The following is a 16207-nucleotide window of genomic DNA, read 5'->3' on the forward strand; positions in this document are numbered from 1 at the left end:
AGATATTGATCCTGAGGAGCGAAGCGACGTGAGGGCTATAGCGTAACATGAAATTAGCCTATAAGGCGCAACCGAGCTTAGAGATATTGATCCTGAGGAGCGAAGCGACGTGAGGGCTATAGCGTAAAATGAAAAAAGCCTGTAAGGCGTAACCGAACTTAGAGATATTGATCCTGAGGAGTGAAGCGACGTGAGGGCTATCACTTACCAGAGTCATGTTTATATTCAAAGAATAAAAGAGAAAAAATAGAGTTTCGTGAGAAGCTTCTTTTTTTGGATTTTCTAGTCAAAAATAGTGCAAATATGCAAACGATTGCTATTGCGTCGTTGCTTGATTTGTGAAAATAAAAAAATTAGCAAATGAAAACGCTTTACAGGGTGGTTTCCCTTGATAAAATTCCTGTAAAGCGATATCATAGAGAAGAAGAAATTTTGGAGGAATAACATGTCTCATATTAAATTTGACTACTCAAAAGTTTTGGGTAAATTTGTTGCCCCACATGAAGTGGAATATATGCAACCACAAGTGACTGCAGCTGATGAATTGATCCGTAAAGGAACAGGTGCTGGTAGTGACTTCCTAGGTTGGTTGGACCTTCCTGAAAATTATGACCGTGAAGAATTTGACCGCATCTTGAAAGCTGCTGAACAAATCAAAGCAGACAGCGATGTTTTGGTCGTGATCGGTATCGGTGGATCATACCTTGGAGCGAAAGCTGCCATTGACTTCTTGAACCACCACTTTGCAAACTTGCAAACAAAAGAAGAACGCAAAGCGCCACAAATCCTTTACGCTGGAAACTCCATCTCATCTACTTACCTTGCTGACTTGGTAGAGTATGTTTCAGATAAAGATTTCTCAGTCAACGTGATTTCTAAATCAGGTACAACAACTGAACCAGCGATCGCTTTCCGTGTCTTCAAAGAACTCTTGGTGAAGAAATATGGTCAAGAAGAAGCCAATAAACGGATCTACGCGACAACTGACCGTGCCAAAGGTGCTGTAAAAGTAGAAGCAGATGCCAATGGTTGGGAAACATTTGTAGTTCCAGATGATATCGGTGGACGCTTCTCAGTCTTGACACCAGTTGGATTGCTTCCAATTGCTGCATCAGGCGCAGATATCAAAGCCCTTATGGAAGGTGCAAACGCAGCTCGTAAAGACTACACTTCAGATAAAATCTCTGAAAACGAAGCATACCAATACGCAGCAGTTCGTAACATCCTTTACCGTAAAGGATATGCTACCGAAATCTTGGTAAACTACGAGCCATCCCTTCAATACTTCTCAGAATGGTGGAAACAATTGGCTGGTGAGTCAGAAGGAAAAGACCAAAAAGGGATCTACCCAACTTCAGCTAACTTCTCAACAGACTTGCACTCATTGGGTCAGTTTATCCAAGAAGGAACTCGTATCATGTTTGAAACAGTTGTCCGTGTGGACAAACCACGTAAGAACGTGATCATCCCTACATTGGAAGAAGACCTTGATGGACTTGGTTACCTCCAAGGAAAAGACGTTGACTTCGTAAACAAAAAAGCAACTGACGGTGTTCTTCTTGCCCACACTGACGGTGACGTGCCAAACATGTACGTAACTCTTCCTGAGCAAGATGCCTTCACTCTTGGTTATGCCATCTACTTCTTCGAATTGGCCATCGCCCTTTCAGGTTACTTGAACGCGATCAACCCATTTGACCAACCAGGTGTTGAAGCCTACAAGAAAAATATGTTTGCCCTTCTTGGTAAACCAGGATTTGAAGAACTTGGAGCAGAACTCAACGCTCGTCTTTAATCAATAGACAAAACGGCTTCGTAAGAGGTCGTTTTTTTGTATCTATTTCCCCATTTAGTGATGAATTGGTGCCATCAGGAGATTTATGATATAGTAGAAGGAGCATTTTTATACTTTGTTCATCAAATGATTTTCACTCACTATGATCATCAAATGAGACAAAGAGAATCAAAAAGGAGAGAGTATGACAAGAGAAGATAAACAGTCTTTTGCAGTGCCGGAAGAGGAGCAAATAAAGGAATCTTTTCCCAATGAACTTCAAAAAGATCAGTTAGAGGCAACTGTTGAGATGCGATCCAAACGTAATTGGAAAAAAATAATTTTATTATCAATGTTGGCTTTAATCATCATGTTATGCGGAGTGATTAGTTTATTATTTGGTAAAATTGCTGGTTATGCATGGGGGAAGTCTGCTCAGACAGTCAAAGAATCCCAACGTTTCGAACTCTTAACTCGAGTGAAAGAGGAGGCGAAAAAAACAAAAACTGGTTTCGTATCCAAAAAAAATGACGTCATCTTTTTATGGACACTTAAGGATTTAGGTTTGTTAAGTTATAATAATTCATCTAAACTTGGATTAACAGCGGATCAGATTGTAGAAAATTATGGTTTAGCTTCATAAGCTAGATATAATCAAGATGGATTAAGTCTAAGTTGGACTAATTTGATCGGTTCAAACCAGCAAGACTTAAGTTTTGAATTTGAAAAATATAATAATAACTATTATTTAAAGAGTGTATCCATTCGAGACTTGTATGGCTTATCTTCCCAAAAGATATCTAAAGAACAAAAAGAAAATAGTGACGATAGTGCATATGAATTTCGTTTGACGACAGAAGAGTATCAAAATCTGATGAAAGGAGATAAAAACACTGGAAAAGGCGGGACTCCATTGTCAGAAATCTTGAAAAAACATCGGGCATCCGTTGAAATAGAGACCGAGAAAAAAATAACAAGTGAAGGAGAAGAATATAAATCTAATAGAGTGCTTGCGAATGTAACCTATCAAGTAGATGGTGATTATAAAACATTTCTATTTGTGGCGCAGCCAGATGGAGAATTTCTTTACATTGGATCGAAACGCTTCTAAGGGAGATTAATGAAAAATGAAAATAAATCGACTTATGAAATCAAATAATAGTTGGTGGAATGATAAACTTAGAAGAGTTGGAAAAGATTTTTGGATTGCTTCTTCTATTGGGTACATTTTGCTAGGAATGATTATAGGGCTGGCTATCGGTTATTCTAAAGGTGTTAATATGATTACTAAAAAAGCCTATCCTGTGCTAAAAACACGTACAAAAAATAGTCGCTCCATACGTGATCAATCTAAAAAGATTATAGCTCCAAAAGATTCTGCTTTTTCTTGGAACATATCCCAGCTTTTAGAATTGAAGTTTGGGAGTCGAGAAAACCCTAAACAAGGTGTCATGATTGATGATTTCTTAGAGAAATATGGAAAAGCTCAAGAGGCATTAATTCATGATGATAAAATTGAGTTAATATGGCAAAACCTTGATAAATCTGACGTTAATGAGAATAGTTCTAATGAGATGATATTTGCTTATTTTGAGAAAGCAGAGGGAAGGTATTACCTTAAAAGCATTAATTATGACAGAAATTCTAATGATTTAGAGAAAGATCAGATGCCTGCCGATAAATATAACGGTCTGAAAGTAGGGAATCCAGAAACCGGGAAAGGTGGAGTTTCATATTCAGAAGTACTTAAAAATAATCATTCAGGGTCTATCATGATGTCGGCAGACCAAGATAAAATCACTCATGAAAATAAAACGAAAATGGTAATTGAATTTAAAAAAATATCATATAAAAAAATATATAAACTAACATTCTATAAACAAGAAAACGGAGATTACTGTTTGGCGACAAAAGAGGAAAGTAAATAGAACATTCATTTCATGAAATACTTGGTGACTAGAATGGGGAAGACATATATATACTGTGATACAGTTTTTAATGCTATAGTAGGGTAAGATAATAAAGTTAAGGAGTACGACATGTCAAGAGGAAGAAAAGTACAACGTGAATGGTCTAAGAATCATGGGAATCTGTACTCTTTTCCGAGTGCATTTTCGGATGAAGGACCTCAAGGGGCGATTTTTGAAGATCAAAAGAAACAAATAGGATTTCGGATTTCACGTAACATAATCCGAGTACTCTTGTCAGTGATCGTTGTATTCGTATTTTTTCTGATAGGAGTCTGGTATTATAAAAAAACAGTCGTTCATAGACCCGAAAATAAGATCATAAGATCTTCGGAAAGATATCAAAAAAAGAAATCTTCTACCAGCTCCTCGAATATTCAAGCGTGCAAAAGTGAGAATAAAAAAATTGGACAGATATTGAAAAAAGAAAATTCTGAGTGGGTTGATCCGTCTCAAGTAAGAGTTTTTTCAGTTGATGAAGTCTTTGAGCTAATGGATGCTACAAAGAAGCAAACGCTAACGCCTTCAGAAATAATTGAGAAATATGGAAAGGCGTTTGCAGGTTTACTTGATTATGATTCCTCGGGGAAAGAACGGGTAACCTTTTATTATAAGCTTTCTGACCAACAGGGTTTTTTCAAAATTATTATTAATGAGTTTGAAGGAAAAAGTCGTGTCGAGCGTGTCTATCTTGAAGTTACTAAAGCTCAAGCGGGCAAGGCGAATAAAACTTTAGAAGAATATCGTTCTTATTTGCCTAAAAGTGGTCAGGAAGGGATTGGGTTAATGGAGGCTATAAGCCAGTTTGGAATCCCTAAGAACAGTTACAGTAACAACCTGTATGAAGGGGAAAATAGTTATATATATCCTATACTTTACAACTGATCAAAGAAAAATAACCTTATCATTTAAAAAGAATCAGCAAGGGGAATACCGACTTGAGAATGTAACAGCATTTGGATAAAACGATCTCGCAAGAGGTCGTTTTTTTGTGCCTATTTCCCCATTTAGTGATGAATTGGCGCCATCAGGAGATTTATGATATAGTAGAAGGAGCATTTTTATACTTTGTTCATCAAATGATTTTCACTCACTGTGATCATCAAATGAGACAAAGAGAATCAAAAGGAGAGAGTATGACTACAGAAGATAAACAGCCTTTTTCAGTGCCGGAAGAGCCACAGATGCAAGAGACACCACAAGGAGAAGGACAGGTGAGAGGAGTTCAAATGCAGGGCCCTGCTTATCCATTTGAAGAAACAAATCCACAAATGCTTCCGCCTCAGTGGTCCTATCCAACTAAGCCAAAGCACAAGTGGAAAAAATTAGTACTATTTTCACTTTTAGCGCTTGTGATTAGTGGGCTTTTCGGTGGTGTGAGCGGATATATTTGGGGACAATCCTCTCAAACAAGTAAGGAGTCGCAACGATTTAAACGTTTAGAACGTGCAAAGACCGAAGCAAATGAAACAAAAGCAGGTTTTGTAACGGATAAAGAAAAGGTCATTTTCACATGGACTTTCAAGGATCTTGGCTTGTTGAGTTACACCAATCGGGAAGGTTATGGTTTGACAGCAGATCAGATTGTAGAAGTCTATGGGTTAGCATCCAGTGTTGAATATAAAAAGAATGCAATGGAGTTTACTTGGAATGACTCAAAGGCTACTGAACATCAGAATTTGAGAATGAGATTTGACGAAGTCGATGGCAATTATTATTTAAAAAGTGTGTCCGTGACGGAATTAGATGAATTGTATGAGCATAAAAATCCAGAGGATGATGATGATAGCGATGATGCCTCGAGCAATCGCGCCTTGACTGAAAAGGAATTTCGAAGTCTGAAAAAAGGAAACAAGCAGACAGGGCAAGGTGGGACAAGATTATCTGAGTTTTTGAAAAAACATCGAAAAACCGTCGAAATTGGGACAGAGCGCAAACTAACTGCCAATGGGGAAACATTTAAGTCTACACGTGTAGTGGCTACAGTACTCTGTGAGGTTGATGGGGATTTTAAAGTTTTGAAATTTTTAGCACAGCCTGATGGAGAATTTCGCTATATTGGTGCGGAACTAAATTAAGAGGAGGATAGAAGAGAGATGAGTATAAATCAAACACAGGTACCCTTTGGTGTACCAGTAAATCCTGGCCCTCAAAAAAGCGGAAAGGGCTTGTTCATTGGATGTGTGATTGGGTCAATTGTTTTAGGATTAGTGATTGGTCTTATTATTGGCCATTCTTTTGGTGTGAATGCCGTAACCAAGAAAGCTTATCCCCGTTTACATACCACTGCAGATAGTACAGTCTCAAAACGCGATATATCTTCTCGCTATATAGACCCAAAAGAGACAGCATTTGATTGGGATATTTCAAATCTCGGAGACTTGAAATTCGCTACCTACGATGACAAAGAGGATGCGATGTCTATCGAAGAGGTCGTAAAGAAGTATGGGAAAGCTTTAAAAGGTTCATTTAATGGGACAACTGTTGAGTTAGAATGGGGCAAACTCGAGAGGGACGATACAGATGAAGAAAGCACCGATTATAAGACCGCTAACGAGATGAATCTGACCTTTATGAAAATAGATGGTCATTATTATCTACGCAATCTATATTTCTCAGAAGATTATGACACAGCGGATGCCAATCCAATGGCGACCGATGATTATGATAAATTGAAAGTAGGAGATCCCAAAACAGGGAAGGATGGAATATCTTATAAAGAAGTTCTTAGTAGCAATACCCCATCCTCTATTTCGATAAGAGCAGACCAGGACTATAAAACTAAGGCCATTACGAATGAAATGGAAATCCGTTTTAAGTCATCTGGATCAGATGAAGATGAATATAAATTAAAATTTATCCAGCAAGCAGATGGGGATTATCGTTTGGCTTTAAAAGGAGATGAAGATTAGAAAGGAAATCGGTCTTTAAAAAGGAAGGTCCATATATTCTCGTTTGTACCCGAACGACTTCGCAAGAGGTCGTTTTTTTTTTACTTGTAAAGTAATTTCATAAACTTTCCCCTTAGATTCAATTATAAAAACACTAACTAGTTATTATTTTCGATCATTTGCTAATCTCATTTCTAAAATACTGATGATACAGGGTTTCTAGCTAGACAATAGCTATAGACACGTATTTTATACTCAAATCCTTTAATATAAAAAGTTATTTGAACATAAAAGTTGTCATTTGTTGTTTCATATTATAAAATGAAAGGTGAATGAAAATAATTGAAAAAGGAATGAAAATATGAAAAAGAACTTGGCTAAATTCTTGTTACTTTCATCTATGCTTGGTGGAATGGCAATTGCCCAACCAGTATCTGCGAATACAAAAGCTGCGGTTTATGAGTACAAAAATGGTCAGCTAGACCTTGTTCAAAAACCAACATATGAAGGTTTCGAATCGAATCAGCTTTCTTTGAAATTGAAAACAGGTCGTGTCGATGTAGTGGGAGCGCGTGAAGGCAAGAAAGAAAGTGCGCATGATGCGGGAGCCTACCAATTTGCATTGATCTACAAATCTGAAGGTGGCGAAGAAGAGACAGTTGCTAAAGGGCAAAATACAGCAGATGGGACGATCGAATTTGATGATGTGGATCTCTCTGGACTGAATTCTGGAACTGTTAAACTCTACATTCGTCAGACTACAAAAGATGATGGTCGCTTTAAACAGTTGGATAATGGAGAAGGGGAAGTAACAGTGTCCCTTGCTTACGATGGATCAGGACGCTTGATGGTGGATTCACTTGAAAGTTCCAACCCAATTTATCGTAATTTCATTGCAGGCTATAAAAGCCCTGGTACAGATGGGTCGACTTCACCAAGTACAACAAGCCCATCCTCAAGCTCAAGTAGCTCATCTTCTAGTTCAAGTAGCTCAAGTAGTTCGTCTTCAAGCTCAAGTAGCTCATCGAGCTCATCTTCAAGCAGCTCATCTTCAAGCTCCTCAAGTTCAACTTCTTCATCGAGCTCAAGCTCTTCTTCTAGTTCTTCCTCACATTCAAGCGACTCAAGCAAATCTGTAGTTGGCCGTTTATTGCCAAAAACAGGTCAAGAAACAGGTGTCGTTTTGGCAACATTGGGCTTGCTCTCACTTGCAGGGATTGCTATTGTCTCCCTTCGCAAGAAATTTTAAGATAAGCATCTAAAAGGTCGGATATCTCTCCGATCTTTTTTAGTCCATCCAGACAGGAGTTGGTCCTTGCTTGGTTTTATGTTATAGTAGAAGAGAAGAATAAAAAGGAGAATTCGAAATGTCCGAGAAAGATCAAGAACAATTTATGAAACATACTCCCGTAGAGGGTGCGCCTCAATTTGATGTGGCTGCGCCAGCCTTTGTCCCAAAAGAAGAAGCCGAAGACTTGGTCGTTCCAGAAGCTAGTGGCCTTTCAGTGACGGAGACGGAAGCAATGAAAGAAGAGGCAAACGAGCCAGTTATTTCAGAAACGGTGGAGCTTCCAAAGGTGGATGAAGCAACTGTTGGAGAACATCCGGATGTAGTTGCTGCTCCCCAACCGACTCCTCCATTCCAACCTGCACCTCAAGCTCCTCAAAATATGGCAGCTGAACCAATTGGTCCGCAAACAGTGCCTGTTCCTGAGACACCTATTCCACAAGCTCCTCTTTCTCCTGTTGGAAGACCGATGGATACTGCGGACAAGAAGGCGATTCGTTTTGCCCTTGGGATTTTAGTTGGGCTTCTTATCGGTGGAGTCAGTGGCTATTTGATTGGTCATGCTAGCCCTAGCACGTCATCATCTAGAAAGCAGACTTCTTGGTCAGGTAACCAGTCTGGTTCGTCTTCCAATATCGATTTGGATCAATTGACCGCAGAAGACGCGGAAGTTGATTTTAGCTGGAAACAGTCTGATATCGAGCAACTTCAGTTTTTAACAGGAAGTGATGCTGGGGAGACTCCTGAGGAAATGATTGAAGCTTATGGGAAAGCTAGCTCCGTTCAATTTGAAAGTGGAGAATTGAAATTATTTTGGGATGATAACTCTTATAATAAAGAGGTCAAAGCGACTTACTCTAAGAAAGGGAAAGAATTCCAGCTTGTCAAATTTGAATTTAATCAATTTGGGAAAAATCTTACGGTTGAGGACAACTTTGCAGATGGATTCAAAGTTGGAAATAGTGAGACCGGTGCTGGAGGAACCTCTTACAAAGAGCTTTTAGAAAAATACGGTGATGCAGTCAATCTGACGGTGAGTTCATCTGATGATTCAGACGAGATAGAATTGGTCATGGACTTCCAAAAGAAAAATGGGGACTACGTGGATTTGACCTTTATTCGCCAAGAAAATGGAGATTTTCTCTTGAGCAGTAAAGACAGCTACTAAAAGGATCAGACAAGAAAGAGGCAAGCGCCTCTTTTTTGGGATAAGACGAGACAAATACGCTAATTTTCTATACAATAGAAAGAGTTTGAATAGAAAGAGCATGAAGGATGGAAGAAATGAAACAGTGGATAGAACGTCATAAGCGGATCCTCCAAAAAGCTGCAAGTGCTTTGCTGGCTTTTATGGTTGGTGTTTGCTTGGTGTTTATAATTCATCCAGTGAAAACCTTGCCCAAAGATCGCTTGTTGAGTTTGTCTCGCATGCACGAAGATAGCCAGCAATTTGTTGCGTCTTCTTCCAAAGAGCCGGCTTTAGAAGACTTGTTATCATTGGAGCTTGTAAGGGAAGAAGGAAAGACACAAAAAAATTGGGTGACTTTATCTGCATTCGTCAAAAAAATTGGAAAAGCAGCGAGTTTTACACAAGAAGATACGAGTTTTGGAGCGCAAGTCCAGCTAGGTTATGGGACTCCTGTGCAGGGGATTTATCCTTATACCATAGAATTTCAAAAGCAGGATGATACCTTTTATTTGAGCTCGATTCAAGGATTTGCACCCAAGTCGGCTCACTATCAGAGCAAAAAGAATTTAAAACTAGCAGATTTTACAGGCTATCAGACGCTAGATGGAAAAAAGGAAAAGGGGACAGCAGTAGAAGATATTTTGAAAAAATCAGGTCTTCCCAATTCTCTTAGTTTGACCTCTGCAAAGGACAAGCAAGTCTTAGCCCTGTCTTATCAGGTGACAGATGGACTGGTCTCTTTGACTTTTGAACGCGACCAGACTGGTCAGTATCGGTTGACGAAGAAGGGGTGAAGCAGATGATCGAGTGGATGAAAAAGAATCGAAAAGAACTCTTGCTGCCGTTTTTGTGTTTTGTTTTAGGAGTGTTACTTGCGATTGCAAGCATCCAGGTGCAAGAGCAAGGAACCGATACCAAGGAGGACCAAACACTGACTCGTTTCCAGCCAAAGGATTATCAGAATTTGGTCAGCAAGGAACAAGAAATCAAGCAGTTTAAATGGACCATCGAAGCTGTGGCGAATTTGAAAGTTCGTCTTAAGCAGACTCAGCAACCAGGAACCCGCTTGGAAACAGTTGTGACTGAATGGGGAAAAGCCCAAAAAGTTCGCTACACAAAGACAGCTCAAGGGGATAAAACCGTTCTTGTCTTGACTTATGCGGCTAAGCAAACCGATCAGGGCAAGAAAAGTGTAACCTTGTGGTTTGAACAGGAAAAAGACCAGGGGTATCGCTTGACGACAGTGGATGCGACGAATTTGTTGGATGCAAAAGAAAAAGCAAGCAGTGAGAAAGAAATCACTACTGAAAAAGAGAAAAAAGGTACAGAATTCGCCCAGCTTATTAAGCAACTAGGAAATCCTCAACGCTTGGTCTGGGGGGAAATGCCAGATGGCGGTATGGGCTATCGCGCGACTTACCAGGTAGCAGGGCAGCCAGAAGTGGTGATGGAATTCAAGAAAAAAGGCAAGAAATTAGTGTTAGTATAAGAAGGGAGATATCATTGGACGATCAACGGACAGACATCAAGGCAGCTTCCTCTCACCAGGGTGGGAGCCGCTTGATTTCAGAAGCCGATCTGGCTTCATTAGGGATGGACAATCATCAGGATACTAGTAGCCATTCAGATATGATGGAGTCTTCCCCTTCTTCCTCAAAAGAGGGGATTGGTTCGCTTTTGCGATTTTTTGGGTGGTTCGCCTTGTTAGTAGCTTTTGTATTCGTACTTCAAAACACAGGCAACAAGGATCTTTCTTCATCTTCCTCAAGCAATGGAGCTGACAGTTTTTCACGGAATAGTATCAGAAAAGAATATCTAAATAGTGAAAATAGTTCTTATGTCGCATCTGCTAAGGAAGTTCAATTTGAGACAACCTATGAAAAAGCCATGTCTCTCATTCCTGATTTTGCAGTGGATGACAAAAAGACATCTTTTGGAACTGTGGATCCCAAAGATATCGTTGCAGCATTAGGTAAAGCAACCCGAGGAGAGGCATCGTATAGTGACAGCAGTTCAAGTCCTTTTTTGCTGACCTTAGATTACCAATCAGATGATGCATATGGGAAGGTTCTCCTTGAAAAAATGGGTGCCTATTACAGGATTTCTCTTTTAAGTTTGAAACACTTAAAAAGTGATCGTTTTGCAAATAAGAATGGCAGTTTAACGAAGGACGATTTTACTAATATCAAAGTTGGGATGCCTTATTTAGATTTGCTTAATTCGGTGGGGATTCCAGATGAGGTAGATGTGTCCGGATTTTTAGGTTACGGTGAAGCACCGACCTTTACTTATCGATTGGCTGATTCCCAAACGGTTCAAATCCAATTTGATAGCCGGCAAACCATCAAGGATATCACACCTAAAGTGGAAGCGAGCACACCAGCTTCTTCTTCGACACCTACAGCACAGTAAAAACAGTTAGCCCGAATGAATTTGCCATAGAATAATAAGGAGGGAACAATGGGAAAGAAAGACTGGTCCCACCTACGAAATGAACACAAGAGTCGATTTGCGAAACGCCAGCTAGAAGAAGAAACTAGTCTAGTGAAAAGTTCCACTTCAACCAACCAGAGCATTGAAAATAGGGATGAATGGCTGGAAGATACGCTCCTAAAAGAAACAGAAGTGATAGAGTCCTCCGTTTTTCCTGAACCAGTGAAGCAAGTAGAGGAGCCAAAAAACCAACCGGCGCTTGGTACTGAGAAAGCTATAGATGAGCAAAAGGAAGTATTGCTTGAAGACTCGCCTGACAGACCGCTAACATCACAACCACCAACACAAGATGCAATAGAGCAGTTTCCTAAGGGCGAGGAAAGAGTAGAGCACCAGGGTGGGAGTCGCTTGATTTCAGAAGCTGACCTGGCTTCAATAGGGGGAGGCAGGCATTCAGAACCAAGACAAACGGTACTAGACTCCCAATCGGATAGGACGAAAACCTACTCTCCTTCCTCTAAGAGTGAAGGGTCTTCGCTAGCAGCCTTTTTTGGATTATTGGCCATGCTGGGCTTATTTGCCTATCTGGCTTCAGGAGGTATCCATAGTAAGGAAGCTCCTTCTTCTACTACTAGTGAATACGGAAGTCCTGGCCAGTCTTATGGAACCAGAAAGGAAACTTTGAAGAGTGGTACGAGTACCTTGATTGCACCGGAAGGTGAATTTCAGTTTCAAGTGACCTATGAGAAGGCGATTTCCCTGATTCCTGGTTTAAGTGAGGAGGATCAAGGCCGTACCTCTTCAACTTATCTGTCTCCGCAGGATGTGGTAGCTGTACTGGGGAAGGCTAGTGGTGGGGAAGAAACCTACCAAGAAGGTGGTGTCAGTCCTTTTATGACACAATTGGATTATCAGTCGGAAAGCTCTCCTTCTTCCGTAACAGTTTTACTTTCAAATATTGTTGGTGACCGTTTATCTTCTCTTGATTTTGAGAACCTAAACAGTGAGCGATTAGCCAATAAAAATGGCAGTTTGAACAGAGAGGATTTTGCCAATATTAAAATAGGAACCAGCTATTCAGATCTTGTGAATACCGTAGGAATTCCTAACCGTGTTTCTTGGTCGAGTATGATGAGTTCAGAGTCCTTCTTAATCTTTTACTACAAACTTTCTGATGCGCATTTAGTTACGATTCACTTTGGAAGCAATCGCACCATTAGTGAAATGACAGGCCTGAAGGATTCGGCTACAAGCACGTCGCCTTAGGTGTTCATCTCACTAGGATTGTGGTATAATATGGATACCTTTAATTGAAATGAATGGAGAATCTCATGACTGCACAAAAAATGTCTGCTCAAGAAATTATCGCTTTTATTGGAAATGCAGAAAAGAAAACAAATGTGAAAGTAACCTTTGAAGGGGAATTGGCAACGGCTGTTCCTGCTTCTGTTACCAAGCTTGGCAATGTTTTGTTCGGTGACTGGAAAGATATCGAGCCCCTTCTTGCCAACTTAACGGAGAACAAGGATTATGTGGTGGAACAAGATGGTCGGAATTCAGCTGTTCCCTTGCTGGATAAGCGCTATCTAAATGCGCGTATCGAACCAGGTGCTATTATCCGTGACCAAGTAACTATCGAAGACAATGCTGTCGTGATGATGGGTGCTGTCATCAACATCGGTGCTGAAATCGGTGCAGGAACCATGATTGATATGGGGGCTATCCTTGGTGGCCGTGCAACAGTTGGTAAAAACAGCCACATCGGTGCAGGTGCCGTTCTTGCGGGTGTCATTGAGCCAGCTTCTGCTGAGCCTGTTCGGATCGGTGACAATGTATTGGTCGGTGCCAATGCAGTTGTGATTGAAGGGGTTCAAGTAGGGAACGGTTCTGTCGTTGCCGCTGGCGCTATCGTTACTCAAGATGTCCCTGAAAATGTGGTTGTAGCTGGTGTCCCAGCTCGTATCATCAAGGAAATCGATGAAAAAACACAACAAAAAACAGCACTCGAAGACGCCTTGCGTAATTTATAAGATATTGATAGTAGAGGCCGCAAGGCCTCTATTCTAATAGAAAGAAGACGACGATGACATTGGATTTAATCAAAATCAGACGGGATTTGCACCAAATCCCTGAAATTGGCTTGGAAGAGTTTGAAACCCAAGCCTACCTCTTAGAGAGAATCGCAGAGATCACAGCGGGCAAGGAATTTGTAGAGCAACGGACTTGGCGGACCGGGATCCTGGTTTATCTCCATGGGTCTGCTCCTGAAAAAACCATTGGTTGGCGGACAGATATCGATGGCTTACCGATCGTGGAACAAACGGGCCTTGATTTTGCCTCCAAGCACGAAGGACGGATGCATGCTTGTGGTCACGATATGCACATGACGACAGCCCTTGGACTTTTGGATCAACTGGTCCAAGTACAACCAAAAAATAACCTGCTATTTCTCTTCCAACCAGCTGAAGAAAATGAGGCTGGTGGAATGCTCATGTATAAGGACAATGCTTTTGGCGACTGGCTCCCTGATGAATTTTATGGTCTGCATGTGCGCCCTGATTTGAAGGTGGGGGACATTGCGACCAATACGGGTACCCTTTTTGCGGGGACCTGTGAAGTCAAGATCACCTTTACAGGAAAGGGAGGGCATGCCGCCTTTCCACATGAGGCCAATGACGCTCTTGTAGCAGCCTCTTACTTCATTACCCAAGTCCAATCGGTCGTGAGTCGAAATGTCGATCCGATTGAAGGGGCTGTGGTGACCTTTGGTTCCATGCATGCAGGAACAACCAATAATGTAATTGCTGAGACAGCCTTCCTTCATGGGACCATTCGGACCTTGACCATGGAGATGAACCTTTTGACTCAAAAACGGGTCAAAGCCATTGCAGAAGGAGTTGCAGCAGCCTTTGATGTGAAATTGAACCTGGAACTCAAGCAAGGGGGCTACCTGCCTGTGGAAAACCAACCAGAATTGGCCAAAGAACTCATGGACTTTTTCACAGCTGAGAAAGACGTGAACCTGATTGATATTCTGCCTGCGATGACAGGAGAAGACTTCGGCTTTCTCTTGAGCAAAGTCCCGGGTGTCATGTTCTGGCTGGGGATTGATACCCCTTATGCCTTGCACCATCCGAAGATGAGCCCAAATGAAGCAGCCCTTCCCTTTGCTGTGGAAAACATTGGTAAATTTTTGAAAATGAAGGCCAACCAATAAAGGAATGATTCAACTCCGTCTGGAGTTGGATTTTTTCTTTGTTGTAAAAAAAACTGTTCGGATCTTTCCTAAAAAATGATACAATAAAAGCTAGACAAAAGGAGTAGGGAATGAAGAAAACACTACGAAAAGAAACCATTGCAGCTATGAAAGCACTGCCGCAAACTATAAAAACTCAAGCAGATGAAGAGCTGACTCAGCGCCTCTTGGAGTTACCAGCTTTTCAGGAGGCAAAGACCCTTGCGACCTATCTGTCTTTTGGCCATGAAGTTTCCACAGCTGGCTTGATCCAAGCTGCTCTTCAACTTGGAAAACGCGTCTGTGTTCCCCGTACCTATCCACAAGGGCGGATGGAATTTGTGGAATACGATCCTGACATTTTGGAAAAGACACGCTTTGGTTTGCTGGAGCCCAATGAAAAAGGAAAGCTTGTGGATCAGTCAGAGATTGATCTGATCCATGTACCAGGCGTGGTCTTCCAGTCAAAAGGCTACCGAATTGGTTATGGTGGTGGCTATTATGATCGTTATTTGGAAGATTTTACTGGAAAAACGGTTAGTACGATTTATTCCATCCAGCAGAAGGAGTTCCAGCCAGATACGTTTGATCAGGCAGTTCAGGAGGTGCTAGTCTATGAAGTTGCTCTTTGATCGTCGTTATCCTGTGACCAGCATCTTATTGCTCGTCACAACGGCAGTCTTTCTTTCCATGTTTATCCGATTTGGAAGTGACTACCAAACGGGTGCTGCTGTTTACTATAGCGGTGGGATTATCGGAGAAGTTGTGGAAGCTGATCCAAGCCAGTTATGGCGAATCGTGACAGCTACATTTGTTCATATCGGCCTAGAACATTTTGTGCTCAATATGATCACCCTCTATTACTTGGGACGTCTGGCAGAAGATCTCTTTGGATCGAAGGCTTTCTTAGCTCTTTATCTCTTATCAGGAATGATGGGCAATGTTTTTGTTGCTATTTTTACGCCAGATGTGATTGCGGCAGGAGCTTCTACAGCCCTCTTTGGACTGTTTGGGACCATTGGTGCTTTGCGTTTTATTGTCCAAAGTCCCTATATTCGCCATTTGAGTCAGTCCTATACCAGCTTGATTGTGGTCAATTTGATCTTTAGCTTCATGCCAGGAATCAGTATGGCGGGGCACATCGGTGGTTTAGTAGCTGGGGTCATGTTGGCTTATGTCTTTCCAGTAAGAGGGGAAGCTCGTTTTATGAACCGAACCTATCAGATGAGTGCTGCCCTATCTTATCTCTTACTTTTGCTTTATTTCTTAGGTAAAATCTTGAATCTATTTTAAGAAGAGGCTAGGACAAAAGTCCTAGCCTCTTAATTGTTTTTGGATTGTCGAGCAAGACGCAGTGGTTGAGTGGGCTCTACTACGCTGATTTCATCAGCTTTTACAGCCCTACTCAACTGTGCGGAGGTGGGACGACG

General features: G+C 41.1%; 17 protein-coding genes. All 17 read left to right on the forward strand.

What is annotated here, in order from left to right:
• The first annotated feature begins 445 nt into the window (after window positions 1-445).
• On the forward strand, window positions 446-1795 hold the full coding sequence (locus PCY11_RS10880) for a glucose-6-phosphate isomerase (protein ID WP_061591270.1): 1350 nt from the start codon (window positions 446-448) through the stop codon (window positions 1793-1795).
• A gap of 184 nt (window positions 1796-1979) precedes the next feature.
• Window positions 1980-2417 (forward strand): hypothetical protein, encoded by a 438-nt coding sequence (locus PCY11_RS10885; RefSeq protein ID WP_061455819.1) that lies wholly within the window; start codon window positions 1980-1982, stop codon window positions 2415-2417.
• 42 nt (window positions 2418-2459) lie between these two features.
• Complete coding sequence (locus PCY11_RS10890) at window positions 2460-2885, forward strand: hypothetical protein (RefSeq protein ID WP_024054916.1); 426 nt, start codon at window positions 2460-2462, stop codon at window positions 2883-2885.
• Window positions 2886-2901: 16 nt separating this feature from the next.
• Window positions 2902-3702: a hypothetical protein gene (locus PCY11_RS10895; RefSeq protein ID WP_024054917.1), complete on the forward strand. Its 801-nt coding sequence runs from the start codon at window positions 2902-2904 to the stop codon at window positions 3700-3702.
• A 111-nt stretch (window positions 3703-3813) separates the two neighbouring features.
• Entirely contained in the window at window positions 3814-4626 is an 813-nt protein-coding gene (locus PCY11_RS10900) for a hypothetical protein (RefSeq protein WP_070674480.1), read from the forward strand.
• Between the two features lie 71 nt (window positions 4627-4697).
• Window positions 4698-5819: a hypothetical protein gene (locus tag PCY11_RS10905; protein ID WP_148131914.1), complete on the forward strand. Its 1122-nt coding sequence runs from the start codon at window positions 4698-4700 to the stop codon at window positions 5817-5819.
• An 18-nt stretch (window positions 5820-5837) separates the two neighbouring features.
• On the forward strand, window positions 5838-6653 hold the full coding sequence (locus PCY11_RS10910) for a hypothetical protein (RefSeq protein WP_021154036.1): 816 nt from the start codon (window positions 5838-5840) through the stop codon (window positions 6651-6653).
• A gap of 340 nt (window positions 6654-6993) precedes the next feature.
• Window positions 6994-7881: an LPXTG cell wall anchor domain-containing protein gene (locus PCY11_RS10915; protein WP_021154035.1), complete on the forward strand. Its 888-nt coding sequence runs from the start codon at window positions 6994-6996 to the stop codon at window positions 7879-7881.
• Between the two features lie 118 nt (window positions 7882-7999).
• Window positions 8000-9088, forward strand: coding sequence for a hypothetical protein (locus tag PCY11_RS10920; RefSeq protein ID WP_049471946.1), 1089 nt, complete (start codon window positions 8000-8002; stop codon window positions 9086-9088).
• 107 nt (window positions 9089-9195) lie between these two features.
• Window positions 9196-9903: a hypothetical protein gene (locus PCY11_RS10925; RefSeq protein ID WP_049475031.1), complete on the forward strand. Its 708-nt coding sequence runs from the start codon at window positions 9196-9198 to the stop codon at window positions 9901-9903.
• A 5-nt stretch (window positions 9904-9908) separates the two neighbouring features.
• A complete protein-coding gene (locus tag PCY11_RS10930; protein WP_049475030.1) occupies window positions 9909-10598 on the forward strand; it encodes a hypothetical protein in 690 nt (229 codons plus the stop codon).
• A gap of 14 nt (window positions 10599-10612) precedes the next feature.
• A complete protein-coding gene (locus PCY11_RS10935; RefSeq protein ID WP_024054924.1) occupies window positions 10613-11521 on the forward strand; it encodes a hypothetical protein in 909 nt (302 codons plus the stop codon).
• Between the two features lie 48 nt (window positions 11522-11569).
• Window positions 11570-12808, forward strand: coding sequence for a hypothetical protein (locus PCY11_RS10940; RefSeq protein ID WP_301362778.1), 1239 nt, complete (start codon window positions 11570-11572; stop codon window positions 12806-12808).
• Between the two features lie 65 nt (window positions 12809-12873).
• Window positions 12874-13572, forward strand: a complete 699-nt coding sequence (dapD, locus tag PCY11_RS10945) for a 2,3,4,5-tetrahydropyridine-2,6-dicarboxylate N-acetyltransferase (RefSeq protein ID WP_003016885.1) — start codon at window positions 12874-12876, stop codon at window positions 13570-13572.
• 53 nt (window positions 13573-13625) lie between these two features.
• Window positions 13626-14759, forward strand: coding sequence for an N-acetyldiaminopimelate deacetylase (locus PCY11_RS10950; protein ID WP_061591265.1), 1134 nt, complete (start codon window positions 13626-13628; stop codon window positions 14757-14759).
• Between the two features lie 110 nt (window positions 14760-14869).
• Window positions 14870-15409 carry a 5-formyltetrahydrofolate cyclo-ligase gene (locus tag PCY11_RS10955; protein ID WP_070674477.1) on the forward strand — a complete coding sequence of 180 codons (540 nt, stop codon included), beginning with the start codon at window positions 14870-14872 and terminating at the stop codon, window positions 15407-15409.
• On the forward strand, window positions 15393-16070 hold the full coding sequence (locus PCY11_RS10960) for a rhomboid family intramembrane serine protease (protein WP_024054928.1): 678 nt from the start codon (window positions 15393-15395) through the stop codon (window positions 16068-16070). Before PCY11_RS10955 ends, PCY11_RS10960 begins: the two co-directional genes overlap by 17 nt.
• Window positions 16071-16207 lie beyond the last annotated feature (137 nt).

This window comes from Streptococcus sp. SP8, assembly GCF_030440045.1.
Classification (GTDB): Bacteria; Bacillota; Bacilli; order Lactobacillales; family Streptococcaceae; genus Streptococcus; species Streptococcus parasanguinis_I.

Bases quoted from the DNA above. Each gene is read 5' to 3' on its own strand.
- PCY11_RS10880 (WP_061591270.1), top strand. From the start codon at position 446: ATGTCTCATATTAAATTTGACTACTCAAAAGTTTTGGGTAAATTTGTT.
- PCY11_RS10885 (WP_061455819.1), top strand. From the start codon at position 1,980: ATGACAAGAGAAGATAAACAGTCTTTTGCAGTGCCGGAAGAGGAGCAA.
- PCY11_RS10895 (WP_024054917.1), top strand. From the start codon at position 2,902: ATGAAAATAAATCGACTTATGAAATCAAATAATAGTTGGTGGAATGAT.
- PCY11_RS10900 (WP_070674480.1), top strand. From the start codon at position 3,814: ATGTCAAGAGGAAGAAAAGTACAACGTGAATGGTCTAAGAATCATGGG.
- PCY11_RS10910 (WP_021154036.1), top strand. From the start codon at position 5,838: ATGAGTATAAATCAAACACAGGTACCCTTTGGTGTACCAGTAAATCCT.
- PCY11_RS10915 (WP_021154035.1), top strand. From the start codon at position 6,994: ATGAAAAAGAACTTGGCTAAATTCTTGTTACTTTCATCTATGCTTGGT.
- PCY11_RS10920 (WP_049471946.1), top strand. From the start codon at position 8,000: ATGTCCGAGAAAGATCAAGAACAATTTATGAAACATACTCCCGTAGAG.
- PCY11_RS10925 (WP_049475031.1), top strand. From the start codon at position 9,196: ATGGAAGAAATGAAACAGTGGATAGAACGTCATAAGCGGATCCTCCAA.
- PCY11_RS10930 (WP_049475030.1), top strand. From the start codon at position 9,909: ATGATCGAGTGGATGAAAAAGAATCGAAAAGAACTCTTGCTGCCGTTT.
- PCY11_RS10940 (WP_301362778.1), top strand. From the start codon at position 11,570: ATGGGAAAGAAAGACTGGTCCCACCTACGAAATGAACACAAGAGTCGA.
- dapD (WP_003016885.1), top strand. From the start codon at position 12,874: ATGACTGCACAAAAAATGTCTGCTCAAGAAATTATCGCTTTTATTGGA.
- PCY11_RS10950 (WP_061591265.1), top strand. From the start codon at position 13,626: ATGACATTGGATTTAATCAAAATCAGACGGGATTTGCACCAAATCCCT.
- PCY11_RS10955 (WP_070674477.1), top strand. From the start codon at position 14,870: ATGAAGAAAACACTACGAAAAGAAACCATTGCAGCTATGAAAGCACTG.
- PCY11_RS10960 (WP_024054928.1), top strand. From the start codon at position 15,393: ATGAAGTTGCTCTTTGATCGTCGTTATCCTGTGACCAGCATCTTATTG.